Below are 21,426 nucleotides of genomic sequence, written 5' to 3'. Positions count from 1 at the left end.
CTACAGCGCCAGGAAAAGCCCGGCGATGGTGGCGCTCATCAGGTTAGACAGCGTCCCCGCCGCCACGGCCTTCATGCCCAGCTGAGCCACATCGTGCCGACGGTTTGGCGCCATGCTGCCCAGGCCACCGATCAGAATGGCGATAGAAGAAAGGTTAGCAAATCCGCACAGCGCGAAGGAGATAATTGCTTTGGTATGGCCGGACAGCACCTGCAGGCCCGCCGCAGCCACTTCGGCATCATCCTTCAGGTAAGCGCCGAAGTTCAGGTAAGCAACGAACTCGTTGATGATCAGCTTCTGGCCGATAAACGATCCGGCCACCATCGCCTCGCTCCACGGCACGCCAATCAGCCAGGCTACCGGGGAGAACACCCAGCCCAGCATCAGCTCCAGCGAAAGCTGCGGATAGTTGAACCAGCCGCCGATACCGGAAAGCATCCCGTTCAACAGGGCAATCAGCGCCACAAACGCCAGCAGCATCGCCCCGACGTTCAGCGCCAGCTGCATCCCGGAGGCTGCGCCCGAGGCCGCCGCATCCAGCACGTTAGCCGGGCGATCTGGGTCGTTTTTCATCGACTCCAGCTCCGGCGTGTCGTTCGGGGTTTCCGTTTCAGGCAGCATTATCTTGGCAAACAGCAGCCCGCCCGGTGCGGCCATAAAGGATGCGGCAATCAGGTATTCCAGCGGCACGCCCATCTGCGCGTAGCCCGCCAGCACGGAGCCCGCCACGGAGGCAAGGCCACCGCACATCACGGCAAACAGCTCAGAGCGAGTCATGGTCGAGATGTAAGGGCGAACCACAAGCGGCGCTTCGGTTTGGCCAACGAAAATATTTGCCGTCGCCGACAAGGATTCAGTGCGCGAGGTTTTCAATACCTTACGCAGGCCGCCGCCGAGAATACGGATCACTAACTGCATCACGCCGAGGTAGTAAAGCACGGCGATAAGAGAGGAGAAGAAGACGATGATCGGCAGGACGCGCAGCGCAAAGATAAAGCCGCCGCCGCCAAAGACTTCAAACATTTTGTCAGACACCAGCCCGCCAAACAGGAAAGAAATCCCTGAATTGCCGTAGGCGATGACATTAGCCACCCCTTCAGACATCGCGAGCAGGACTTTACGCCCGACCGGAACGTAAAGGATCAGCGCCCCGATACCGATCTGGATAAGCCACGCACCAATGACGGTGCGCAGGTTGATCGCTTTGCGGTTGCTGGAAAGTAAAACGGCGATCAGCAGCAATGCCACCATGCCGATCAATCCCATGAGAATTTGCATACAGTATCCCTGTGTATCAACTGGAAAGATTCGGGCTTTAGCAGCCCCTTTTTAGCGCGCGGATTATAACCACAGGGGCGAGAAAAGTGCCGGAGCAATCACGTGTAGGGCGAAATGTATAGAAACATTTACATAGCAAGGTGATGAATATCACACTTTGAGGGAGACTCATTAGAAGGCGAATAATTCGTCTGCGTTTTTTTTCAAGGCATTAGCAATGATTTCTGCGGGCTCCGGGCGTAATTCACACAGCGCATCGAAGACCCTGGCGGCACGTTCCGGCCGGTTGTGCTGCCCCTGCCAGCCGTTCAGCGGCATATCCGGCGCATCGGTTTCCAGCAACAGCGATGAAAGCGGCAAACGGGCCATCACATCCCGGGTTTTGCTGGCTCGCGGATAGGTGATGGTGCCACCGACGCCAATGCGATAGCCCATTGCAATAAACCGTTCCGCCTGCTGTAAGCTGCCGGCAAAACCATGCACCACGCCGGTTCTGGGCAAGTTGTGACGCTTCAGGTGCAGCGCCAGCTTGTCGTGGGTACGGCGGGAGTGGAGCAGCACCGGCAGATCGTAACGCTTTGCCAGCTTCAGCTGCTCGCTGAGGATAAACTCCTGCCTGTCTAGCTGCGGATCTTCGCGATAAAGATCCAGCCCAATCTCGCCGATGGCGATCAGCTTCTCCGGCTTTTGCCGCAAAAGATCCTCCAGCGCGGCCAGCCCCGTATCATCATGCTTTTCAATCACAATCGGATGCATACCCAGGGCGGCATAAAGCGCCGGATAATTCTGCGCCAGCGCGAGTACGCGATTGAAACGCCCCGCTTCTATTGCTGGCACAATGATTTTACGAACCCCGGCCTCAGCGGCCAGCGCGAGGCTGTGCTCTTCATCCCCGGTGAAGGGGGGAAAATCAAAGTGGCAATGGGTGTCGTAGAACGTAAAACTCACGCAAGATCCTCATTATCAAACGCCGCATCATTCGCCTGCAGGCCAGAGCTAATCGGCTTGACCAGCGATTCGTTTGCCGCCGCAGCAGGAGGAATGACCAACGGGCCGGGCGTATTAATGCGCGGCAAATGACGCCTTAACGGCGGTTTAGCCACCAGCAGTTTGCCAATGGTGGCCAGGAAATAGCGCCCGCACAAGCGCCCCGTTTGATAATCCGCCGTCAATGAAGGCAGGCGGCTGCCGAGCGCGCTGCTTAATAGCGCTTTCGGGGGGTAAATCTCAAAGATTCGCAGTTTACCGGGCGGCTTCTCAATGAAGCTTTGGATTTCACGGTAGCTTTCCTCGTGGTGCTGCACCAGATTCAACAGCGGCTGCAGGCTGCTGTCGCCCAGCCAGCGTTCCATATGTTTGAACCACTGCGGCGTGTAGTACATCTGTGAAGGTACGGTGCGAATGACCACCAGCGTATCTGCCCCGCGATTAACCGCTTCCCGCACAGGCACCGCATCGCTGATGCCGCCGTCCTGATAGCTGACGCCGTCAATATCCACGCCTGAGCGGTAAAAACCGGGAATGGCGCTGGAGGCTTTCAGCAAATTTAGCCAGGTATCCGTGGTCGGCGAAAAGTAATTCGCCGCATAGTCATCACTGCGGCAGGCGCACATGAAGAACTCTTTTCCCTGTTCAAACAGCGGGTCGGCACTGGACATCGACAGCGGCAGTCTGGCGGCGGTCGACTCAATCAGCCAGTCGAGATCGATCAGATGCCCTCCGCGCGCAAAGCGGAGCGGATTGAAGAAATCCCTCGTCGTCGTGAAGCGCGTGATGACGCGACGCGCGTATCCCGGCTGGTTACAAACGTAAGCGGAAAGATTCTGCGCCCCGGCAGAGGTACCAAGGAACAGATCAAAAGGGTTGAATTCCGCGCGCATAAACTCGTCCAGAACCCCAGCCGTAAAGATCCCGCGCTGCCCGCCCCCTTCACAAATCAGAGCGAGTTTTCCAGGACGAAAAGGTTTAGTCGCCAGCGGCGCAATATTGCCGAGCGTTACGGGTATACGATTTCCCACCTGCTTTCCTGAATTGCTGTTGTTGTGAATTTCTACCCTATACCCATAGCGCGCTAAGTAAAACGGCGAAAGCCAGTCACGAGGACTGGCTTAAGGTTGCTGACAAAGCGGGAAAAGGCGTGGTTTTTCCCTCTTTGTGGTGAGCAGCCGAAAATCAATGAATTGATTTTCCTGTTTTTTTTAACGAGCCGTCTGGTCGTTCTTTTCTGTCGACAGCGGTTTGTCGACACTATAAAGCCAGTCACGAGGACTGGCTTTTCTTTTGTATCGGCATGTTACTCAATGAGCGTTGCTAAGGACGTCTGCGCCCCATAAACAGGCTGACCAGGAACAGAATGATCCCGACGATAAAGACAATTTTTGCAGCACCTGCTGCGGTACCCGCCAGACCACCGAAGCCCAGGGCCGCAGCGATCAACGCTATTACCAGAAAAATAATGCCCCAACGAAACATAGACTCTCCTTAACCATAGTGAATCTTATCGCTTCTTCACGGGCACCGAATGGCTAACCCGCAGGCGATAATGTGTAAGGGTGGTGCTTATGGCTTCCCGGCACGCGTCCAGAAAGCCATTTCGGGTGCTGCTTTACTTCACTTTCAGATCGTTTTTAACGCTTTTCACGCCTTCAACAGCTTTAGCAATGCTTTCAGCCTTCTCAGACTGAGCGGCGGATTTCACCTCGCCGGACAGCTGAACCACGCCGTCAGTGGTTTCTACTTTGATATGACGCGACGGCACAATGCTGTCGGCCAACAATTTCGCTTTGATCTCGCTGGTCGTGGCCGCATCACCGGCATAGCCTTTCACCGACTGTGTTTTCACATCGCGAACGTGAAGTTTGTCGCTCACCGAGGTTACGCCTTCCACTTTTTTCGCCGTGGCAACGGCCTGCTCGGCCTGAGCCTGGCTCTCAACAAAACCGCTCAGGGTGACCACTTTATTGTCGGTTTTGACCGAAATATCGGTACTTTTGATGTTTTTATCGTCAACCAGGGCTGCTTTGACTTTCGCTGTGATGCCGCTGTCGTCCATGAAATTACCGACTTTCGTCATGGAGCTATCGATTTTTTTCCCTGCACTATCGGCGGTAGATTCCGTTTTATTAAGCAGAGTGTCTTCCGCAAAGGCGCTGGTGCTTGCCAGTACAGAACCCAACACAACCGCCAGCAGAGTTTTTGAAATCTTAGTCGTAGTCATCGATTAATTCCTGTAGGTTTGCTCATCATTTGAGCTTTCTCGCTTCCCGTAAGCTGAAAAAAATCAGCTATTAATATTGAGATGACATGAGAAACGCCAACAAGACACCAGAAAATGATTAATTCCCGGATCTTTCATCCAATAAAATTGTCATCACTTTGTTAAATATAGATCACAATCATAAAAGTGCATGACGTGTTGATGGAAAAATCAGCAATGACGCAGGATTCGCGGGAAATTAAGAGGATTCTGCAAGGGATTAAAAAGACAGGGAAAGTGAGAAGAACGCGGCGAACGCCGCGCTCTGGCTGATAATTAGTGCTCGCGCGTTTTACGGAAGGTCACGTCAGGGTAACGTTCCTGGGTAATGTTTAGGTTTACCATCGTTGGGGCGATATAGGTCAGGTTGTCGCCGCCATCCAGCGCTAACTGAACTTCGTTTTTACGTTTGAATTCTTCAAACTTCTTAACGTCATTCCCTTCAACCCAACGCGCCGTCGCCACGTTGACCGATTCGTAAATCGCTTCCACGTTGTACTCGCTTTTCAGACGAGCAACGACCACATCGAACTGCAGAACCCCAACCGCACCAACAATAAGGTCGTTGTTGGCAATAGGACGGAACACCTGTACCGCGCCTTCTTCAGACAGCTGCACCAGGCCTTTAAGCAACTGCTTCTGCTTAAGCGGATCGCGCAGGCGAATACGGCGGAACAGTTCCGGGGCGAAGTTCGGAATACCGGTGAACTTCATCATTTCACCCTGGGTAAAGGTGTCGCCGATCTGAATCGTGCCGTGGTTGTGCAGGCCGATAATATCGCCCGGATAGGCTTCTTCCACGTGAGAACGATCCCCGGCCATAAAGGTCAGCGCGTCAGAAATAATCACGTCTTTCCCGATACGCACCTGGCGCAGCTTCATGCCTTTTTCATACTTACCGGACACCACGCGCATAAAGGCGACGCGGTCACGGTGTTTCGGGTCCATGTTGGCCTGGATCTTAAAGACAAAACCGGTGAACTTCTCGTCCGCCGCATCCACCAGACGCGTGTCGGTTTTACGCGGCATCGGAGCCGGCGCCCACTCAACCAGACCATCCAGCATGTGGTCGACGCCGAAGTTGCCCAGCGCGGTGCCGAAGAATACCGGGGTGATTTCACCGGCCAGGAACAGTTCATGGTCGAATTCGTTGGAAGCCCCCTGCACCAGCTCCAGCTCCTCACGCAGCTGCAGAGCAAGATCTTCCCCGACGGCTGCGTCGAGTTCTGGGTTGCTCAACCCTTTCACGATGCGCACTTCCTGGATCGTGTGGCCTTTACCGGTCTGGTAGAGGTAGGTTTCATCTTTATAAAGATGGTAAACCCCTTTGAACAGCTTGCCGCAGCCGATTGGCCAGGTGATTGGCGCGCAGCCAATCTTCAGCTCGCGCTCAACTTCATCCAGCACTTCCATTGGATCGCGAATGTCGCGGTCCAGTTTGTTCATGAAGGTGATGATCGGCGTATCGCGCAGACGGGTAACTTCCATCAGCTTACGGGTACGATCTTCTACGCCTTTTGCGGCATCGATAACCATCAGGCAGCAGTCAACCGCGGTCAGGGTACGGTAGGTATCTTCGGAGAAGTCTTCGTGCCCCGGAGTATCCAGCAGGTTGACCAGGCTGTCGCGATACGGGAACTGCATTACCGAGGTGGTGATCGAGATCCCACGCTGTTTTTCCATCTCCATCCAGTCGGATTTGGCGTGCTGGCTTGAGCCACGGCCTTTTACCGTCCCGGCGGTCTGGATAGCCTGTCCGAACAGCAGCACCTTTTCAGTGATGGTCGTTTTACCGGCATCCGGGTGAGAAATAATGGCAAAAGTGCGGCGTTTAGCCACCTCTTGCAGATAAGGAGACAAAGTCATAATTACATCTTCTGTAAGTGCGCGCGGCCTTGAGCCACGCGGCGAGTGAACGTTATTTGGCGGCTATTTTACCCATCATTGCGGGTTTAACAATCAACAATCATGGCTTACACAGCAGTTGCTCCAGTTCACTTAGCGAGGTGACCTGCCAGGTCGGTTCAATCCCTTGCGGCGCGGTGCGCCCGTGGGCGTTAAGCCAGCAGGTTGCTATCCCGGCGTTAATGCCGCCCAGAATGTCGGATTCTGCCGTGTCGCCAACCATCAAAACGCGGTCGCGCGGCGGCTGGTTCATCTGCTCGAAGGTATAGTCGAAAATGCGGCGATCGGGTTTGGCTACCCCTACCTGCTCGGAAATCACCAGCAGGTCGAAATAGTCACGCAGGCCGGTGCGCTCGAGGCGAGTCTGCTGCAGCGCGGTAAAGCCGTTGGTAATAATGCCAAGTTTAGCCTTGCCCTTCAGCGCATTCAGGAGAGAAACCGCCCCGGGCAGCGGGGCGCAAATTTCGGCCATGGCGGATAAAAACGCATCGTTCAGCTCTGCTGACGGCACATTCAGCCGCCCTGCCCAGTCCTCAAAACGCCTGAGCTGCAGCTGCAGCGCGGTAATCGCCCCGTTCTGGTAGTCGACCCACAGCGGCTTGTTTACCGCCTGGTACTCCTGGAAATCATCTGCGGTAAAGGTCACGCTGTAATCGAGAAACATGCGCTGCAAACCGCCGAACGCGTCAAAGGTAAACAGCGTTTCGTCCGCATCGAATAAAATCCAGTCCCAGTTCATCCACACACCTTTTAAAAATTAACCAAGGGGGAGCGCCATCACGATCGCGTCTTCCCGACCTTCTTTTGCAGGATAATAATTGCGACGCACCGTCGCTTCGTTAAAGCCCAGGCTTTCGTACAAGGTTCTCGCCGCAACGTTAGAGGCACGCACCTCCAGCCACAGCGTAAAGACATCCCGTTTTTCAAGCTCGGCAATAAGATGCTCAAGCAGTGCTTTCCCAAGCCCTTGCCGCTGATACGCTGGATCAACCGCAATGTTGAACAGCGTGGCTTCATCGAGAATGACCTGCGTCACCGCAAAAGCGGCAAGTTTGCCGTCAACGTCCAGCCGCAAATTGAAATAGCGTTCGCCTTGATTGCTGGCAAAGGTTTTTTCACTCCAGGGAAAAGCATGACTGCGCAGCTCAATGGCATACGCGTCCGCCAAATCATTCGGCGTCAGGGAAGAAATCGTGTTCATGTTCGCAAATCTGTTGCCACAGCGCCTGTCGCGCGTTGCCATTGTGATAAAGCTCGTCAAGCGCAGGGGACGCAAGCTGCGCGCCGCTGAGCGTCAGCGGCTGCTCAACGCCCAGGCGCCAGCTATTGCAGCGGCTGTCAGGCGGCATCATTGCCGCGCGCTCCGGCGTCAGTTGCATTACTTGGTCGGGGCTTAACGCTATGCTGCGTAAAATGTCCTTCACCAGCGGATCGCTCAAGGCTGGTAGCGTCTCAGCCACCATCACTAAACGCACGCCCGCGGGCAAAGAAACCGCAATTTCGCCCTGTAGCGCCGTCGGACGGCGCAGCACCCACTGGGTAATACCCAGTTGCTGTAACTGCCAGTCGCGTCGGGAAGGGGAAGTCATAGCGAAACCTGTTGAGAGCGTAATTCGGGCGGCAAATATAGCAAATTCATCGAATCCACGCCATTAAAGCTCTATAATCCACGCTCTGATTTTCCAGGAGCTATTTGATGAGTGCGTTTACCCCGGCGAGTGAAGTACTGCTGCGCCACAGCGATGATTTTACCGAGAGCCGTGTGTTGTTTGCCGGTGACATGCAAGACGACCTGCCGGCGCGTTTCGACACCGCCGCCAGCCGCGCCCACACCCAGCAATTCCACCACTGGCAGGTATTAAGCGCGCAGATGGGTGAGAACGCACAATATGGCCTGGTGGTCAGTGCGGATGACATTGCCGACAGCAATACGCTTATCTACTACTGGCCGAAAAACAAGCCAGAAGCTCAGTTCCAGCTAATGAATATTCTGTCGCTGATGCCGGTTGGCACCGATGTTTTTGTCGTCGGCGAAAACCGCTCTGGCGTGCGTAGCGCAGAGCAAATGCTGGCTGAAATTTGCCCGCTGACAAAAATCGACAGCGCGCGCCGCTGCGGTCTGTACCATGGCCGCCTTGAGCAGCAACCTGCGTTTGATGAAAACAGCTGGTGGGGTGAATACCCTCATGAAGGGATGACCGTGAAAACCCTGCCGGGCGTCTTTAGCCGCGACGGTCTGGATACCGGCAGCAAACTGCTGCTTTCCACGCTGACGCCGCACACCAAAGGCAAAGTGCTGGATGTTGGCTGCGGCGCGGGCGTCCTGGCGATTACTCTCGCCAGCCACTCGCCAAAAGTTCGCCTCACGCTTAGCGACGTTAGCGCACCGGCGGTCGCCGCCAGCCGCGCAACGCTTGCCGCTAACGGCTTTGAAGGGGAAGTGATCGCCAGTAACGTCTACTCGGAAATCAACGGCCGTTTCGACATGATCATCTCCAACCCGCCATTCCACGACGGGATGCAAACCAGCCTCGATGCAGCGCACCAGCTTATTCGCGGTGCAGCCCGCCATCTGAATATGGGTGGCGAATTGCGCATCGTGGCGAACGCCTTCCTTGCCTACCCGAACGTGCTGGACGAAGTATTTGGTAGTCATGAAGTTATTGCTCAAACCGGCCGCTTCAAAGTTTACCGCGCCGTGCTGACCCGGGCGGGTAAAAAGCGCTAAACGCGTTAAGGTGCCGCTTTTTGCATCAGTCGGAAAAGCGGCATCAAATTAAGTGTTGACGTAGCTCAGAAAACATCTAGAATGCGCCTCCGTGGTTGTGATACTTCGGTATTACAGGTATGCGAAGGTGGCGGAATTGGTAGACGCGCTAGCTTCAGGTGTTAGTGTTCTTACGGACGTGAGGGTTCAAGTCCCTCTCTTCGCACCAACACAACCACGAAAGATATCGTTCGCACTGCGCGAAGGTGGCGGAATTGGTAGACGCGCTAGCTTCAGGTGTTAGTGTTCTTACGGACGTGAGGGTTCAAGTCCCTCTCTTCGCACCAATGCGAAGGCGATATCAAAACTCTTCAGATGCAAATCTGAAAACTGTGCGAAGGTGGCGGAATTGGTAGACGCGCTAGCTTCAGGTGTTAGTGTCCTTACGGACGTGAGGGTTCAAGTCCCTCTCTTCGCACCACTTCTTATGAAGTGACCCTCTTTATCTCCCCCAGCTTGTTTATCTCATCGATCCCAAATTCATCACAATCAACAGCAATCCGCTGGCAAATGCTACGCACGATGGCAGTAAAACAAAGTGTCTTAACGTTTTATGGTAGAGCATCAATGCCGTGGCAAGCAACCCGATAACCACCAGCACACGCCACTGACTGAAACTGAGATCCAGGCAGGCAAGCAGCGCCACGGCAAGCCCCGCCACCATTACACTCCAGCCACTTTCGAGTCGTCGTTGCAGCATTTTTACGCCCCATCATGATAATGATAACCAATATCATATGATAAATTTTCTCAACTGTCAGCGTAAAAACGTGCGCGACCTATAGCTGAAATAGCCAGGGTTGACGTGTCATTTAATGACAGATTTTCAGTAAGGTGATAGATTGAGCGCCGGCTTTAGTTTGCCTTATAAAAATTCCAATAATTGCCAGAAAAGTCGATAACTCGCTTTTCATTAATACGACACACACAACACCTGACGCGCTTACCCAAGACACAATCGTTCTATGACAGCCCAAACCTGGCGAGCCTTACTCAAAGCAAAGCAGCTGCTTTCTTTACGTTTATTTTTGCTGCTCAACGCCCTGGCAGCCGCTTTTTCTATTCTCTTTCCGCTCTATTCGACAGTGCGCATAACGCCGCCCGTTGTCGCCATTCTGCTGATGAGCCTGGCCTTGCTTGCCTGGCAGATGTGGAATAATAAGCAGCTGATTAACCTGAATATTATCTCGTTATTTTTCGGGTTATTATGGGCGGTGCATATTTTCATTAAAAACGCGGCCATCGCGGACCTGGACACCTCATTTCTGGTGATTAGCCTGATGTCGGTGCTTTTTATTGGCGCTATTGCATTTATTAATAATATTGTGGCTTTCCTGCTGCACAGCCTGCCCGTGGCGCTGGTCGTACTTTGGCTGGGTAATGTTGACCAATGGCTGAGGGTAATTTATTCCATTGCGCTGCCCGCTATCGGGATCGCTATTCAGCATATTATTCAGAAACGTAATGACCGTTTCACCCAGCGGCTGATGAATAAACTGCTTGAAGAAAAAGAGACACTGACCGATCTCAGCATGCTCGATCCTTTAACCGGCCTGTACAACCGCCGCGGCTTTCAAAACCGCCTCGAGCACATTCAGGCCTCCGGCAGCGGCAGCCACTTCGTTTTGCTGCTGGATATCGACCACTTCAAGTCGTACAACGACCACTACGGCCATGCGATGGGCGACCAGGCGTTGATCCGGGTCTCGGCGGCGATTCGCGATGCCGTGCGTTCAAGGGATCTTGTCACGCGCTACGGCGGGGAAGAGTTCATGATTATGCTCACCAACATCGACGCGGAACGCGCGATGCAGTCGGCGGAAAGGATCCGCCAGCGCGTTTTCGATTTGGACATCCCGCATATGTTTAATACCCAGGTCGCGACCAACGTTACCGTCAGTATCGGGCTTGCGCCATTCACTGAAGGCAGCATAGACGATGCCCTGAGCCTCGCGGATAAAGCGCTTTATCAGGCCAAAAACCGAGGAAGAAACAGCATCCTGACCAACGAAATGCTCGCCGTGAATTAACCCGGCGAGACGCGCCAGATCGCAAAAACAGCCATCACCGAGCGGTGGCGGTGAATTCACCTTGCCAGAGATTTCGCTCACCGTTAGTATTGCTAATCATTATCATTTAGATTACTCCCTGACGAAAGTATGGCGCTTCACTCCCTCCAGCTCAGCGATGACAGCGGTTGCTTTGTTCTTCCCTGGTCCCCAGCGACAGGCCCGCAGGCAGATTCGCTGCGGGAGTATTTTGCCGCGCACCGCCCGTACTTCAACGACATCATCAAATTAAACGAACAGGCTCCCGCCACAGCAATGACGCTAAGCGAGTGGCAGCGTCCCACCACGCTAACCTCTCTGATGGCGGCCTACGGCGACCATATCTATCGTCACCAGCCTGAGCTTACCCGCGAGCACAAACCGCTGAAGTCTTTGTGGGCGCAATGGTACATCGGCCTGCTGGTGCCACCGATGATGATGGCGTTACTGACTCAGCCTAAAGCGCTGAATATTGCCCCCCAGTATGTGCGGGCCGAGTTCCACGAAACGGGCCGGGCAAAATGCTTCTGGATTGACGTGACTGAAGATTGCCGGGCAAGCGAGCTGCCGCTCCATCTGCGGCTAGAGCAGTTTATCGTTGAAGGTTTGATGCCGGTCGTAGCGGCGCTGGAAGCCAGCGAAGAGATCAACGCCCGGCTTATCTGGAGCAACACCGGCTACCTGGTGAACTGGTTCTTCGGCGAGCTAAAACCACTTCTGGATGAACAGAGCCTGGCGGCGCTGGTGCAGACCTGTTTCTTTGAAAAACAGCTTTCATGTGGCCGGGAGAATCCACTCTACCGCACGGTCATTTCGCGTGAAGGCATTCTGGTCAGACGCACCTGCTGCCAGCGCTATAAGCTGCCTGACGTCCAGCGCTGCGGCGACTGTACTCTGAAATAGCAAGCGGCGGAGAAATAGCAAACGGCGGGTTTCCCCGCCGTTCTTCATTCCGCTAAACCATTAAGCCAGCTGTTGGCTCCCTTCCTCGCTCGCTCTCTGAGCTTCTTCTTTCTCCTGTTCCAGCAGCTGCTTCTCGTACACTTTGAAGAACGGGAAGTAGATGATGGACGACACGCAGGCCAGCAGAATCACCAGAATTGCGGCACGGAAGTCCCAGCCCAGCGCCCAGGCGGCACCGATTGGCGCAGGCGCGGTCCACGGTACCACGGAAATCACGCGACCAATCAGATCCAGCTTCATCGCGCCCCAGGCCAGCACGGCGTTGACCATTGGCGCCAGCAGGAAAGGAATAAAGAATACTGGGTTCATCACAATCGGCGTCCCGAAGATCACCGGTTCGTTAATGTTAAAGCAGGTTGGCACGATGCTCAGGCGGCCAATGGAACGCAGGTGGGCAGATTTACTGCGCAGGTAGCAGATAACCAATCCCATCGTTGCCCCGGAACCGCCGACCACGATGAAGAAGGTCCAGAACGCTTCCATAAAGATATGCGGCAGAGGTGCACCGGCAGCCAGCGCGCCCTGGTTAAGGCCCAGGTTAGTCAGCCAGAACATCTGCAGCATCCCGGAGACAATCGCCGCCCCGTGGATACCCGCAAACCACAACAGGTGAGCAATCAGTACGGCAAGGAGAATCGCCGGCAGAGAATCCGCCGCGGACACCAGCGGTTTGAACAGCGCCATAATGGCCTGAGGGATCAGCATATCGAACTGGGACTGAATAAACAGGCTCAGCGGATACAGCGTCAGCACCACAACCAGCACCGGGATCAGCAGATCAAAGGAGTTTTTGATCATCGGCGGCACCTGATCCGGCAGCTTGATGCCGATGTTATGCGCCTTCAGGAAACGCATCATCTCTACGCAGTAAATCGCCACCAGGATTGCGGTGAAGATCCCGGTGCCGCCAAGGCTGTCCACCGGCAGCGTGCCTTTGGTTTTCGGGGCCGCAACCACCAGGAAAGCCATCAGCGACAGCATGGCGCACATGAAAGGATCGAGCCCGTGCGATTTAACGTAGTGTTTACCCAGGTTGTAGGCGATCGCCGCACAAATGTAGATAGACATGATGCCCATCGTCATATCAAACGGCGTTAAAATCTGCCCTTCAAACTGCTTCGCCAGGTCGAGCCAGGCGCGAGCAAAGCCCCATGTCGTGGTGGGCGAAAACGGGGGATAAGCAAAAACCAGCAGGAACGAGCCGACAATCATAAATGGCATCGCAGAAATAAAGCCGTCGCGAATGGCCATCACGTGACGCTGGGAAGAAATGCGGCCAGCTATCGGGCTAACGTAGTTCTCAACAAACCGAAAAATTAAATTAAAAGCAGCATGGTTGGAAGACATAGTGGCTCTCCTGTCAGGCTATCAACGCGAGTGCGTCGGCGAGAATTCTGTCGCCGCGCATCATTCCGTAATCCATAGAGTTAATGACCGTGACCGGGATCCGTTTGGGCGCGGCCTGAGCCTTAAAATCTTCCAGACGGTATTTGATCTGCGGACCGAGTAAACAGCAATCAAATTCAGGCATAACATCCGTGAACTCTTCGATACCCACCGCCTTGATCTCAACCTCAATATGTTGATCCTGGGCGGCCTGTTTCATCCTGTTCACGACCATACTGGTAGACATACCAGCGGCACAGCATAAAAGGATACGTTTCATAGACGACTCTTATTATTAGGTACAGGGGGTGGTTACAGGATTCAGTATTCCTCGCGGAATTTATTACTGCAACCGGTTACTGCAACCGGTTTCAGTGATTGTGAAGGAGATCCAGAAATTTCTGACAAGGCGGGTATGAGATAAGTATAAGCGGTTTACAGAAAGCACAAGCTTATGCGAAATTATTTGCCACCTGGATCAGGAGAAAATCATGAGTTTGCAGTCCGTGCGGCAATTCTTCGCCGACCATGCCCCCGATATAGACATCATCGAGCTAAACCAAAGCACCGCTACCGTCGCACTTGCCGCCGCCGCCCACAATGTGGCCCCCGGACAAATAGCCAAAACGCTCTCATTAAAGGTCAAAAACGACATTATTCTGATCGTCGCGAAGGGCGATGCTCGTCTTGATAATAAGAAACTTAAAGAAGCATTTGGCTCTAAAGCGCGCATGCTCAGCAGCGATGAAGTGGTGAACTGGACCGGGCATCCGGTCGGCGGCGTTTGCCCGTTCGGGCTGGAAAACCCGCTGGCGGTGTTCTGCGACATCTCACTCCGCCAGTACGATGAAGTGCTGCCAGCCGCAGGGGCCATTCACAGCGCCGTCCGCATTTCACCTGAACGCATGGCCGAACTCACCCACGCCAAATGGGTGGACGTCTGCCAGTAATTGCCGTCTAAGTGACGCAAAGCTTGATCTGACGCGGCTAATGAAGCGATGCGCTCATGTTAAATGGATAAACGTTAAGCGCATTTTCTTCTCTTTAGTCAGGATCAAGCATGCAGCCAGATGTTGCTTCCCAGCGGGACGTCACTCGTTTATGTATTCAATGCGCGCTCTTTTTACTGCAGCACGGGGCAGAAAGCGCGCTGGTCGAGGAGCTTTCAACCCGCCTTGGCAAAGCGCTGGGGATGGACAGCGTGGAAAGCTCAATCTCCGCTAACGCCATTGTACTTAGCACCATTAAAGACAATCAGTGCCTGACGACTACCCGCAAAAATAACGATCGCGGGATCAACATGCACGTCGTCACCGAAGTACAGCACATCGTGATCCTCACCGAACACAAGCTGCTGGATGCCAGGGACGTTCTCAAACGCTTCGAACACATCAAACCGCTGCGTTACCCACGCTGGCTGGTTGTCCTGATGGTGGGTCTTTCCTGCGGCTGCTTCTGCAAACTGAACAACGGTGGCTGGGACGGGGCGTTTGTCGCCTTTGTCGCCAGCTCACTGGCGATGTATGTCCGCCAGCTGCTCACCCACCGCCAGCTTCATCCGCAGATCAACTTCTGCATCACCGCGTTTGTCGCCACTACCGTTTCGGGCCTGCTTATCGCCAAAGGCCCATTTGCCGCAACTTCCAATATTGCGATGGCCGCGAGCGTGTTATTACTCGTCCCCGGTTTCCCGCTGATTAACGCCGTGGCCGACATGTTTAAAGGCCACGTTAATACCGGGCTTGCTCGCTGGGCGATGGCCAGCCTGCTCACGCTGGCAACCTGCATTGGCGTGGTGATGGCAATGGCGGTATGGGGGCTAAGAGGATGGGCATAATCGAATTTCTTCTGGTCCTGCTTCAGGATATGGCGCTGTCTGCCGTGCCGGCGGTGGGCTTTGCGTTAGTCTTTAACGTACCTCAGCGCGCCCTGCCTTACTGTGGGCTTCTCGGTGCCATCGGCCACGGCTCGCGTATGGCGATGATGACGGCGGGTTTAAACATCGAGTGGAGCACTTTTCTGGCGTCGATTCTGGTCGGCATCATTGGTATTCAGTGGTCACGCTGGTATCTTGCTCACCCGAAGGTCTTTACCGTTGCGGCCGTCATTCCTATGTTTCCGGGGATCTACGCCTATACCGCGATGATCTCGGCGGTAAAATTGACGCACTTTGGCTACAGCGATCCGCTGATGATCCAACTGGTGACCAACTTCTTGAAAGCGTCATTTATCGTGGGGGCGCTGTCCATCGGGCTCTCTCTGCCGGGGCTGTGGCTTTATCGCAAAAAGCCCCGGGTCTGATCGCACAGACGAAATCGCCGTAAAATAAAATTTGCTATTTAATCGCGCGCTATCTATATTGAGAAACATGAAGAAGACATCCACCGAAACGAACGCCCTGCTGCTGGACAACCAGCTTTGCTTCGCGCTCTACTCCGCCAATCTGGCGGTGAACAAGCTCTACCGCCAGCTGCTTACGCCGCTGCAGCTCACCTATCCGCAATACCTGGTGATGCTGGTGCTGTGGGAGCAGGACGATGTCACGGTGTCGCAAATCGGCGAGCGTCTGTTTTTAGACTCAGCCACCTTAACGCCACTGCTAAAACGGCTTGAAAGCGCAGGGCTGCTGCTACGTCAGCGCTCCCGCGAAGATGAGCGTCAGGTGGCAGTCACGCTGACCCAGGAAGGGAAAGCGCTGCAGGAAAAAGCGCTGGGTATTCCAGACTCCGTGCGCTGTGCTTCTGCCTGTAGCGTAGACAGCATGATGGCGCTGAAAGCGCAGCTGGAAACTTTGCGCAGTAATTTAAATACGTAATAATTAATCGTCGATACTGTCGGCGATTTTTAAAACATCATATAAATCGCACGCTATTTTATAGCACATACTAAATGTAAGATGAGGAACCTGCCATGTCTTTAGAAAAAGTCGTTTACACCGCAAAAGCCAAAGCCACCGGTGGCCGTGAAGGTCGTGCAACCTCTTCCGACGGCGTACTGGACGTCAAACTGGGCCTGCCAAAAGAGATGGGCGGCGCGGGTGGCGAAGTCACCAACCCTGAGCAGCTGTTCGCGGCGGGCTACTCCGCATGCTTCCTGGGCGCGATGAAGTTCGTCTCCGGCCGCGATAAAATCTCCATGCCGTCTGACGCTTTCATCGAAGGTGAAGTCGGTATCGGGCCACTGCCAACCGGCTTCGGTATCGAAGCGAAGCTGAATATCCACCTGCCGGGGATGGACGCTGCCGAAGCGAAAAAACTGGTCGATGCGGCACACATTGTTTGCCCATACTCCAACGCAACCCGCGGCAACATTGATGTGACCCTGAACATCATCAACTGATGCTACAGCCGGGGAAACCCGGCTTTTTCTCCTGCCCCCACGGTTTAAGACAACTCTCAATCCCCCTGCTTCCGGCCAAAGCGCTATACTCACGCCTGAAATCTCCTGCACCGCAGGCAAACAAAGCGAGTATCACAAGATGAAAGCAAGGAATAAAACGCTCTGCGCAATGGCGCTGGCAGCAGCCTTTTTCGCGGGCCAGGCAACGGCTGCAAACTGGCAGGAACAACTTTCCAGCGCCGCCAATGAACTGACTAAAAGCGGCAATGCCACTACTACCAGCAATGGCGCTCAGACCGGCGGTCTGTCTCTCTCTTCACTGACCAGCCTGCTGAACGGCAACAGCAAATCTCTCAGCTCAAGTACGATGACCAATGCGGCTGGCGTGATGGAGTACTGCGCGAAGAATAAACTGGCTTCCGTCACCAATACCGACAACATTAAAAACCAGCTGATGACCAAGCTGGGGCTGGAAAGCAGCACCAAGCCTGCCGACAAGCAGGACTACAATCAGGGTCTGATGGGCTTACTGAACACGGCCAACGGCCAGAAGCTGGATCTGAACAGCATCGGCAACTCGCCGCTGGCTGAAAAGGTGAAAACCAAAGCCTGCGATCTGGTGCTCAAACAGGGCATGAATTACCTGTCGTAACGGCACAAAAAAATGGCCTCTTGCTAAGAGGCCATTTGAGGTTGCTGACAAAGAGGGAAAAAGCGTGGTTTTTCCCTCTTTGTGGTGAGCAGCCGAAAATCAATGCATTGATTTTCCAGTTTATTTCTATGGCGACAGATTGCAGAATTTTATGCGCTTGGGGTTTGTCATCAGTCTGAAATGGCCTCTTGCTAAGAGGCCATTTTGTTTTAGTTTGCCAGCGAGCAGCTGTAGTCCAGCATCTCTTCCGCCGAACCCTGGTTCCCGCCCAGCAGCTGACGAGGGTTAGCCAACAGCACCACATCCCCCTTCGTTGTCACCACTCGCGCCAGGCCAAAGTTTTCCATCTCATCGCCCTGAGCCTTCACGTACTCCGCCAGCACGGTAAACGGATTCGCCTCTGCCGGGACTTTTCTCGCCAGATATTTATGGCCAAGGATCTCCGCACCAAACGGCTGCCACTGGTCACCGACTTTGTCGGCAAGCTGGTTAATGGATTGATACACCTCAGGGCGCAGGCAGGACAGGTGAATGTGCAGCTGATTCTGAGAGCGTCCGTAGCGAGAGTTGATCGCTAACACCAAATCATCGTCCCGAACCGCTTTTGTGGTTTCATCCAGCAGATAGTGGCGATTCTCCCACGCATCCAGGAAGTAATTTGGCGCACCGTTTTCAAGGATTTTCGGGCTCTCGATACCGGTGATTTTGTCCGTCGGCATCAGCAAATTATGCAACGGGCCTTTGGCATCTTTAAATACCAGGTAGCGCCCGGCCAGATCGACTTTCAGGCAAGGCGCTGGGGAGTGGTTCTGCTGCTGATTGGGAATGCACTGCTGGCTGATGATATTCCACAGAGCATCACTGTGGCGATGCAGCAGCCACAGGCGGATTGCGACGGCGGCCACCAGCAAAATCAGCAGCACAACCACCACGCGCAGGATCTTTTTCATGTCAGGTTTTCCTTGTAAAGTCAGAGTACTTTTCGTTGTTGTAATAGGCGGACAATAAGCTGGAAGCAGGCTTCTATTTGCGGCGCGAACGGCTCAGTGCTGCGCATCAATGCCACGGTGCGGCTCAGCGAAGGCTGCTGCAAATGAATCACTTTCAGCTCGGGGTCCTGCAAAAAGGTGGTGTAAAGCTGCGGTAAAATCGCCACCGCCAGCTGTGAGCGCACCAGTCCATAAAGGGTTTCAATAAAATCAACCTGATAGCGCGCATTCAGCGTCAGGCGCTGGCTTTCCGCCATCGCCGCGACCAGCCGGCTGATATTCCCTTTTGAAAACACCGCGATGTCCCGCTTCACCAGGCTTCGCCACGGCGCGTGGCTGGATTCTGCCAGAGGATCGTGACAGTTGACTACCGCCACGAAGGGATCTTCCTGCAGCGGATGGATCTCCAGCGTTTTGGGCACCGAGCTGTCCAGCGCCCCCAGGCCAAAGTCCAGCTGGCCGCTTTCAAGCTGGGCAATCAGCGCGTCATTGGTGCGGTCGTGAAACTCCACCCGCAGGCGAGGAAAAGCCTCTGCAATACGTTGAGGAATATCGGGAAATAAAAGGCTGCCGACCGAGGGCACCAGGCCTATGCGAAGCGTGCCGTCACCGCCGTCCTGGACAATGCGCTGCATGTCGTCAAAAGCGCGCTGCGCGACGTTGAGCACGCGTTCGGCATGGGGCAGTAGCGCTGCGCCCAAGTCCGTCAGCGTCACTGCCGCAGCGGTTCTGTTAACCAGCTTTCCGCCCAACACGGACTCAATCTGCCGTAACGCGCTGCTTAGCGCGGGCTGGCTAATGGCCAGCCGGTTGGCGGTATCGGTGAAATGACGAAGTTTGGCCAGCGTCACAAAATACTGGATCTGTTTTAACGAGAGTGCGGGAAGGCGCTGCCAGGGTTCAGCCATTGGAGTATCAGGGTTGCCAGGTAAACGTTTGCCACAGGATAAACGTTTCTTATCGGCTGATAAATTAAATCATCTGGGCAAAGCGTATTCCCCTGCCTAGAGTAGCCGCCAGAGCCCCTGTTTTGGAACCTGTCATGACTCCTGCTGATTTACGTCGCCGCGCGGTGAAAGCCGCTCTCGGCGAAACGCCTTTCGACCTGCTGCTCATCAATGGTCGGATCGTGGATATGGCCACCGGTGAAATCCGTGAGGCGGATGTCGGTATCGTCGGTACGCTCATCGCCAGCGTACATCCACGCGGCAGCCGCGAAGATGCCGCCCAGACTCACGATCTCGCCGGAAACTATCTCAGCCCAGGGCTGATGGATACCCACGTCCACGTTGAAAGCTCCCACCTGCCGCCCGCGCGCTATGCGGAAATTGTCGTCGCCCAGGGCACCACAACGGTTTTTTGGGATCCGCACGAACTGGCGAACGTGCTCGGTATTGAGGGCGTGCGTTACGCCGTTGACGCCAGCCGCAACCTGCCGCTACGCGTGATCTGCGCGGCCCCGTCCAGCGTGCCTTCAACGCCGGGCCTGGAAATGTCCGGCGCTGATTTTGCCGGGAAAGAGATGGAAACGCTGCTTTCATGGCCGGAAGTCGCCGGCGTAGCCGAAGTGATGGATATGCACGGCGTGCTGAACGGCAGCGAAAGAATGCTGGAGATTCTTAACGCTGGCCTGGAAAGCGGCAAACTAATTGAAGGACACGCCCGCGGCCTGAATGGCGCAGGATTACAGGCCTACCTTGCCGCTGGCGTGACGTCAGATCATGAACTGACTTCCGCCGCCGACGCGCTGGAAAAACTGCGTGCCGGGCTGACCCTGGAGATACGCGGTTCACATCCGTATCTGCTGCCGGAGATTGTCGCCGCCCTGAACGGCCTGCCGCATCTGTCATCGCAGGTCACCGTCTGCACCGACGACGTGCCGCCGGACATGCTGCTGGCGAAAGGCGGTATCGTTGCCCTGCTGAACTTGCTCATCGAGCACGGCATGAAAGCCGAAGATGCTTTGCGCCTGGCCACGCTGAACGCCTCGCTGCGCCTGCAACGCCCGGATCTCGGCCTGATTGCCGCGGGCCGCACTGCCGACCTGGTGGTCTTCGATTCGCTGGAGAAACTGAGCGCTCAAACCGTTTATGTCGCCGGGAAGCTCGTCGCGGAACAGGGAAAAATGTTGGAGCCCGTAGCGGCACCGTCCATCGTTCCCCCGCGAGACACCGTCCGACTTCAGTCTCTCAGTCCGAACGATTTTGTTCTCAAGGTGCCAGTGAATAATGGCCGTGCGCGCCTGCGCCACATCAAGGGTGCTCGCTTCACCCAGTGGAGCGAAGTCGAGGTAGAAGTCCGGCGCGGTGAAGTTCAGATCCCGGACGGCTTCAGCCTGATTTGGGTTCAGCATCGCCACGGTCGCCATGAGGCAAAACCACAGCTGGCGCTGCTCGAAGGCTGGGGTGAGCTGCGCGGCGCGATTGCCACTACCTATTCACACGACTCGCACAACCTCGTTGTCCTCGGCAGAGATCCGCAGGACATGGCGCTCGCCGCCAACGCGCTGATCGCCTGTGGAGGCGGGATGGCGCTGAGCCAGAACGGACAGATGCTGGCGAAGGTGGAAATGCCGATTGCCGGGATGCTCTCCGACCTGCCCGCCGCCGACCTGGCGCAGCAGTTTGCCCAACTCCGTGAATTGAGCAATAAAGTCGCCGACTGGGAGCCACCGTACCGGGTTTTCAAGGCCATCGAAGGCACCTGCCTGGCCTGTAACGCCGGGCCACATTTGACCGACCTGGGATTGACGGACGGCAGTACTCGCCAGATCGTCGACCCGCTTATTGAATGCCACGAACACCCGGCAGACGCACACACAACACATTAATCCGGAGAGCCAA

The 21,426-nt window shown here is 55.0% G+C and carries 24 protein-coding genes and 3 tRNA genes; 13 read left to right on the top strand and 14 right to left on the bottom strand.

Features of this window, described 5'->3' with window-relative positions:
- The 9 genes from A936_RS17350 to A936_RS17315 form a co-directional block, all read right to left on the bottom strand.
- Positions 1–1,278: a NupC/NupG family nucleoside CNT transporter gene (locus A936_RS17350; RefSeq protein WP_008460091.1), complete on the bottom strand. Its 1,278-nt coding sequence runs from the start codon at positions 1,276–1,278 to the stop codon at positions 1–3.
- Between the two features lie 171 nt (positions 1,279–1,449).
- Positions 1,450–2,226, bottom strand: coding sequence for a metal-dependent hydrolase (locus tag A936_RS17345; RefSeq protein ID WP_008460090.1), 777 nt, complete (start codon positions 2,224–2,226; stop codon positions 1,450–1,452).
- Positions 2,223–3,296 carry a patatin-like phospholipase family protein gene (locus A936_RS17340; RefSeq protein WP_008460089.1) on the bottom strand — a complete coding sequence of 358 codons (1,074 nt, stop codon included), beginning with the start codon at positions 3,294–3,296 and terminating at the stop codon, positions 2,223–2,225. Before A936_RS17340 ends, A936_RS17345 begins: the two co-directional genes overlap by 4 nt.
- Positions 3,297–3,588: 292 nt before the next feature.
- Positions 3,589–3,750 carry a DUF1328 domain-containing protein gene (locus tag A936_RS22960; protein WP_007373037.1) on the bottom strand — a complete coding sequence of 54 codons (162 nt, stop codon included), beginning with the start codon at positions 3,748–3,750 and terminating at the stop codon, positions 3,589–3,591.
- A 133-nt stretch (positions 3,751–3,883) separates the two neighbouring features.
- Positions 3,884–4,495, bottom strand: a complete 612-nt coding sequence (osmY, locus tag A936_RS17335; RefSeq protein ID WP_008460085.1) for a molecular chaperone OsmY — start codon at positions 4,493–4,495, stop codon at positions 3,884–3,886.
- Positions 4,496–4,810: 315 nt separating this feature from the next.
- Positions 4,811–6,400, bottom strand: a complete 1,590-nt coding sequence (prfC, locus tag A936_RS17330) for a peptide chain release factor 3 (RefSeq protein ID WP_008460083.1) — start codon at positions 6,398–6,400, stop codon at positions 4,811–4,813.
- A 100-nt stretch (positions 6,401–6,500) separates the two neighbouring features.
- Entirely contained in the window at positions 6,501–7,178 is a 678-nt protein-coding gene (gene yjjG / locus A936_RS17325) for a pyrimidine 5'-nucleotidase (protein ID WP_008460080.1), read from the bottom strand.
- Positions 7,179–7,196: 18 nt separating this feature from the next.
- The gene (gene rimI / locus A936_RS17320) at positions 7,197–7,640 is read right to left on the bottom strand and encodes a ribosomal protein S18-alanine N-acetyltransferase (protein ID WP_008460078.1); all 444 of its coding nucleotides are present in this window, start codon (positions 7,638–7,640) and stop codon (positions 7,197–7,199) included.
- On the bottom strand, positions 7,609–8,028 hold the full coding sequence (locus tag A936_RS17315) for a DNA polymerase III subunit psi (RefSeq protein WP_008460076.1): 420 nt from the start codon (positions 8,026–8,028) through the stop codon (positions 7,609–7,611). Before A936_RS17315 ends, rimI begins: the two co-directional genes overlap by 32 nt.
- Positions 8,029–8,135: 107 nt before the next feature.
- Between A936_RS17315 and rsmC the strand changes: the two genes are divergently transcribed.
- The 4 genes from rsmC to A936_RS17295 all read left to right on the top strand — a co-directional run bounded on the left by rsmC (position 8,136) and on the right by A936_RS17295 (position 9,627).
- Positions 8,136–9,167: a 16S rRNA (guanine(1207)-N(2))-methyltransferase RsmC gene (rsmC, locus tag A936_RS17310; RefSeq protein ID WP_008460075.1), complete on the top strand. Its 1,032-nt coding sequence runs from the start codon at positions 8,136–8,138 to the stop codon at positions 9,165–9,167.
- Between the two features lie 121 nt (positions 9,168–9,288).
- A tRNA-Leu gene (locus A936_RS17305) sits at positions 9,289–9,375 on the top strand.
- 31 nt (positions 9,376–9,406) lie between these two features.
- Positions 9,407–9,493: transfer RNA gene (locus A936_RS17300), tRNA-Leu, on the top strand.
- A gap of 47 nt (positions 9,494–9,540) precedes the next feature.
- A tRNA-Leu gene (locus A936_RS17295) sits at positions 9,541–9,627 on the top strand.
- 39 nt (positions 9,628–9,666) lie between these two features.
- Here the strand turns inward: A936_RS17295 and A936_RS17290 are convergent.
- A complete protein-coding gene (locus tag A936_RS17290) occupies positions 9,667–9,906 on the bottom strand; it encodes a DUF1435 domain-containing protein (RefSeq protein WP_008460074.1) in 240 nt (79 codons plus the stop codon).
- Positions 9,907–10,171: 265 nt separating this feature from the next.
- On the opposite strand from A936_RS17290, the gene A936_RS17285 reads away from it, so the two are divergent.
- Positions 10,172–11,236: a GGDEF domain-containing protein gene (locus A936_RS17285; protein WP_008460073.1), complete on the top strand. Its 1,065-nt coding sequence runs from the start codon at positions 10,172–10,174 to the stop codon at positions 11,234–11,236.
- Between the two features lie 129 nt (positions 11,237–11,365).
- On the top strand, positions 11,366–12,157 hold the full coding sequence (fhuF, locus tag A936_RS17280; RefSeq protein ID WP_008460072.1) for a siderophore-iron reductase FhuF: 792 nt from the start codon (positions 11,366–11,368) through the stop codon (positions 12,155–12,157).
- Positions 12,158–12,217: 60 nt separating this feature from the next.
- On the opposite strand, the gene A936_RS17275 is transcribed toward fhuF, so the two are convergent.
- Both A936_RS17275 and A936_RS17270 read right to left on the bottom strand, forming a co-directional pair.
- On the bottom strand, positions 12,218–13,564 hold the full coding sequence (locus A936_RS17275; protein WP_008460071.1) for a PTS cellobiose transporter subunit IIC: 1,347 nt from the start codon (positions 13,562–13,564) through the stop codon (positions 12,218–12,220).
- 13 nt (positions 13,565–13,577) lie between these two features.
- Positions 13,578–13,883 (bottom strand): PTS sugar transporter subunit IIB, encoded by a 306-nt coding sequence (locus tag A936_RS17270; protein ID WP_008460070.1) that lies wholly within the window; start codon positions 13,881–13,883, stop codon positions 13,578–13,580.
- A 211-nt stretch (positions 13,884–14,094) separates the two neighbouring features.
- Between A936_RS17270 and A936_RS17265 the strand changes: the two genes are divergently transcribed.
- From A936_RS17265 to A936_RS17240, 6 genes are all read left to right on the top strand, one after another.
- On the top strand, positions 14,095–14,553 hold the full coding sequence (locus A936_RS17265; RefSeq protein ID WP_008460069.1) for a YbaK/EbsC family protein: 459 nt from the start codon (positions 14,095–14,097) through the stop codon (positions 14,551–14,553).
- Positions 14,554–14,663: 110 nt separating this feature from the next.
- A complete protein-coding gene (locus tag A936_RS17260) occupies positions 14,664–15,440 on the top strand; it encodes a threonine/serine exporter family protein (protein ID WP_008460066.1) in 777 nt (258 codons plus the stop codon).
- Positions 15,431–15,904 (top strand): threonine/serine exporter, encoded by a 474-nt coding sequence (locus tag A936_RS17255; RefSeq protein WP_008460064.1) that lies wholly within the window; start codon positions 15,431–15,433, stop codon positions 15,902–15,904. Before A936_RS17260 ends, A936_RS17255 begins: the two co-directional genes overlap by 10 nt.
- 67 nt (positions 15,905–15,971) lie before the next feature.
- Positions 15,972–16,418, top strand: coding sequence for a MarR family winged helix-turn-helix transcriptional regulator (locus tag A936_RS17250; protein WP_008460062.1), 447 nt, complete (start codon positions 15,972–15,974; stop codon positions 16,416–16,418).
- A gap of 95 nt (positions 16,419–16,513) precedes the next feature.
- The gene (locus A936_RS17245) at positions 16,514–16,942 is read left to right on the top strand and encodes an organic hydroperoxide resistance protein (protein WP_008460060.1); all 429 of its coding nucleotides are present in this window, start codon (positions 16,514–16,516) and stop codon (positions 16,940–16,942) included.
- A gap of 139 nt (positions 16,943–17,081) precedes the next feature.
- Positions 17,082–17,594 carry a YjjA family protein gene (locus A936_RS17240; protein ID WP_034809722.1) on the top strand — a complete coding sequence of 171 codons (513 nt, stop codon included), beginning with the start codon at positions 17,082–17,084 and terminating at the stop codon, positions 17,592–17,594.
- Positions 17,595–17,803: 209 nt separating this feature from the next.
- On the opposite strand, the gene A936_RS17235 is transcribed toward A936_RS17240, so the two are convergent.
- Positions 17,804–18,544: a CDP-diacylglycerol diphosphatase gene (locus A936_RS17235; RefSeq protein WP_008460056.1), complete on the bottom strand. Its 741-nt coding sequence runs from the start codon at positions 18,542–18,544 to the stop codon at positions 17,804–17,806.
- A 20-nt stretch (positions 18,545–18,564) separates the two neighbouring features.
- Positions 18,565–19,491 (bottom strand): LysR family transcriptional regulator, encoded by a 927-nt coding sequence (locus tag A936_RS17230; protein WP_008460054.1) that lies wholly within the window; start codon positions 19,489–19,491, stop codon positions 18,565–18,567.
- Positions 19,492–19,625: 134 nt separating this feature from the next.
- Between A936_RS17230 and A936_RS17225 the strand changes: the two genes are divergently transcribed.
- The gene (locus A936_RS17225; protein WP_008460052.1) at positions 19,626–21,413 is read left to right on the top strand and encodes an adenine deaminase; all 1,788 of its coding nucleotides are present in this window, start codon (positions 19,626–19,628) and stop codon (positions 21,411–21,413) included.
- Positions 21,414–21,426 lie beyond the last annotated feature (13 nt).

It is taken from the genome of Enterobacter sp. Ag1, assembly GCA_000277545.1.
Taxonomy (GTDB): domain Bacteria; phylum Pseudomonadota; class Gammaproteobacteria; order Enterobacterales; family Enterobacteriaceae; genus Cedecea.
Note: the sequence above shows the minus strand (reverse complement) of the source record. Positions and strands in the feature narration are given on the sequence as shown.

Coding starts and splice junctions, on each gene's coding strand:
- A936_RS22960 (WP_007373037.1), bottom strand. CDS start 3,750: ATGTTTCGTTGGGGCATTATTTTTCTGGTAATAGCGTTGATCGCTGCG.
- A936_RS17265 (WP_008460069.1), top strand. CDS start 14,095: ATGAGTTTGCAGTCCGTGCGGCAATTCTTCGCCGACCATGCCCCCGAT.
- yjjG (WP_008460080.1), bottom strand. CDS start 7,178: ATGAACTGGGACTGGATTTTATTCGATGCGGACGAAACGCTGTTTACC.
- A936_RS17240 (WP_034809722.1), top strand. CDS start 17,082: ATGAAAGCAAGGAATAAAACGCTCTGCGCAATGGCGCTGGCAGCAGCC.
- A936_RS17285 (WP_008460073.1), top strand. CDS start 10,172: ATGACAGCCCAAACCTGGCGAGCCTTACTCAAAGCAAAGCAGCTGCTT.
- A936_RS17250 (WP_008460062.1), top strand. CDS start 15,972: ATGAAGAAGACATCCACCGAAACGAACGCCCTGCTGCTGGACAACCAG.
- A936_RS17225 (WP_008460052.1), top strand. CDS start 19,626: ATGACTCCTGCTGATTTACGTCGCCGCGCGGTGAAAGCCGCTCTCGGC.
- A936_RS17260 (WP_008460066.1), top strand. CDS start 14,664: ATGCAGCCAGATGTTGCTTCCCAGCGGGACGTCACTCGTTTATGTATT.
- A936_RS17235 (WP_008460056.1), bottom strand. CDS start 18,544: ATGAAAAAGATCCTGCGCGTGGTGGTTGTGCTGCTGATTTTGCTGGTG.
- A936_RS17290 (WP_008460074.1), bottom strand. CDS start 9,906: ATGCTGCAACGACGACTCGAAAGTGGCTGGAGTGTAATGGTGGCGGGG.
- A936_RS17350 (WP_008460091.1), bottom strand. CDS start 1,278: ATGCAAATTCTCATGGGATTGATCGGCATGGTGGCATTGCTGCTGATC.
- rsmC (WP_008460075.1), top strand. CDS start 8,136: ATGAGTGCGTTTACCCCGGCGAGTGAAGTACTGCTGCGCCACAGCGAT.
- A936_RS17245 (WP_008460060.1), top strand. CDS start 16,514: ATGTCTTTAGAAAAAGTCGTTTACACCGCAAAAGCCAAAGCCACCGGT.
- prfC (WP_008460083.1), bottom strand. CDS start 6,400: ATGACTTTGTCTCCTTATCTGCAAGAGGTGGCTAAACGCCGCACTTTT.
- A936_RS17230 (WP_008460054.1), bottom strand. CDS start 19,491: ATGGCTGAACCCTGGCAGCGCCTTCCCGCACTCTCGTTAAAACAGATC.
- fhuF (WP_008460072.1), top strand. CDS start 11,366: ATGGCGCTTCACTCCCTCCAGCTCAGCGATGACAGCGGTTGCTTTGTT.
- A936_RS17315 (WP_008460076.1), bottom strand. CDS start 8,028: ATGACTTCCCCTTCCCGACGCGACTGGCAGTTACAGCAACTGGGTATT.
- rimI (WP_008460078.1), bottom strand. CDS start 7,640: ATGAACACGATTTCTTCCCTGACGCCGAATGATTTGGCGGACGCGTAT.
- A936_RS17270 (WP_008460070.1), bottom strand. CDS start 13,883: ATGAAACGTATCCTTTTATGCTGTGCCGCTGGTATGTCTACCAGTATG.
- osmY (WP_008460085.1), bottom strand. CDS start 4,495: ATGACTACGACTAAGATTTCAAAAACTCTGCTGGCGGTTGTGTTGGGT.
- A936_RS17275 (WP_008460071.1), bottom strand. CDS start 13,564: ATGTCTTCCAACCATGCTGCTTTTAATTTAATTTTTCGGTTTGTTGAG.
- A936_RS17255 (WP_008460064.1), top strand. CDS start 15,431: ATGGGCATAATCGAATTTCTTCTGGTCCTGCTTCAGGATATGGCGCTG.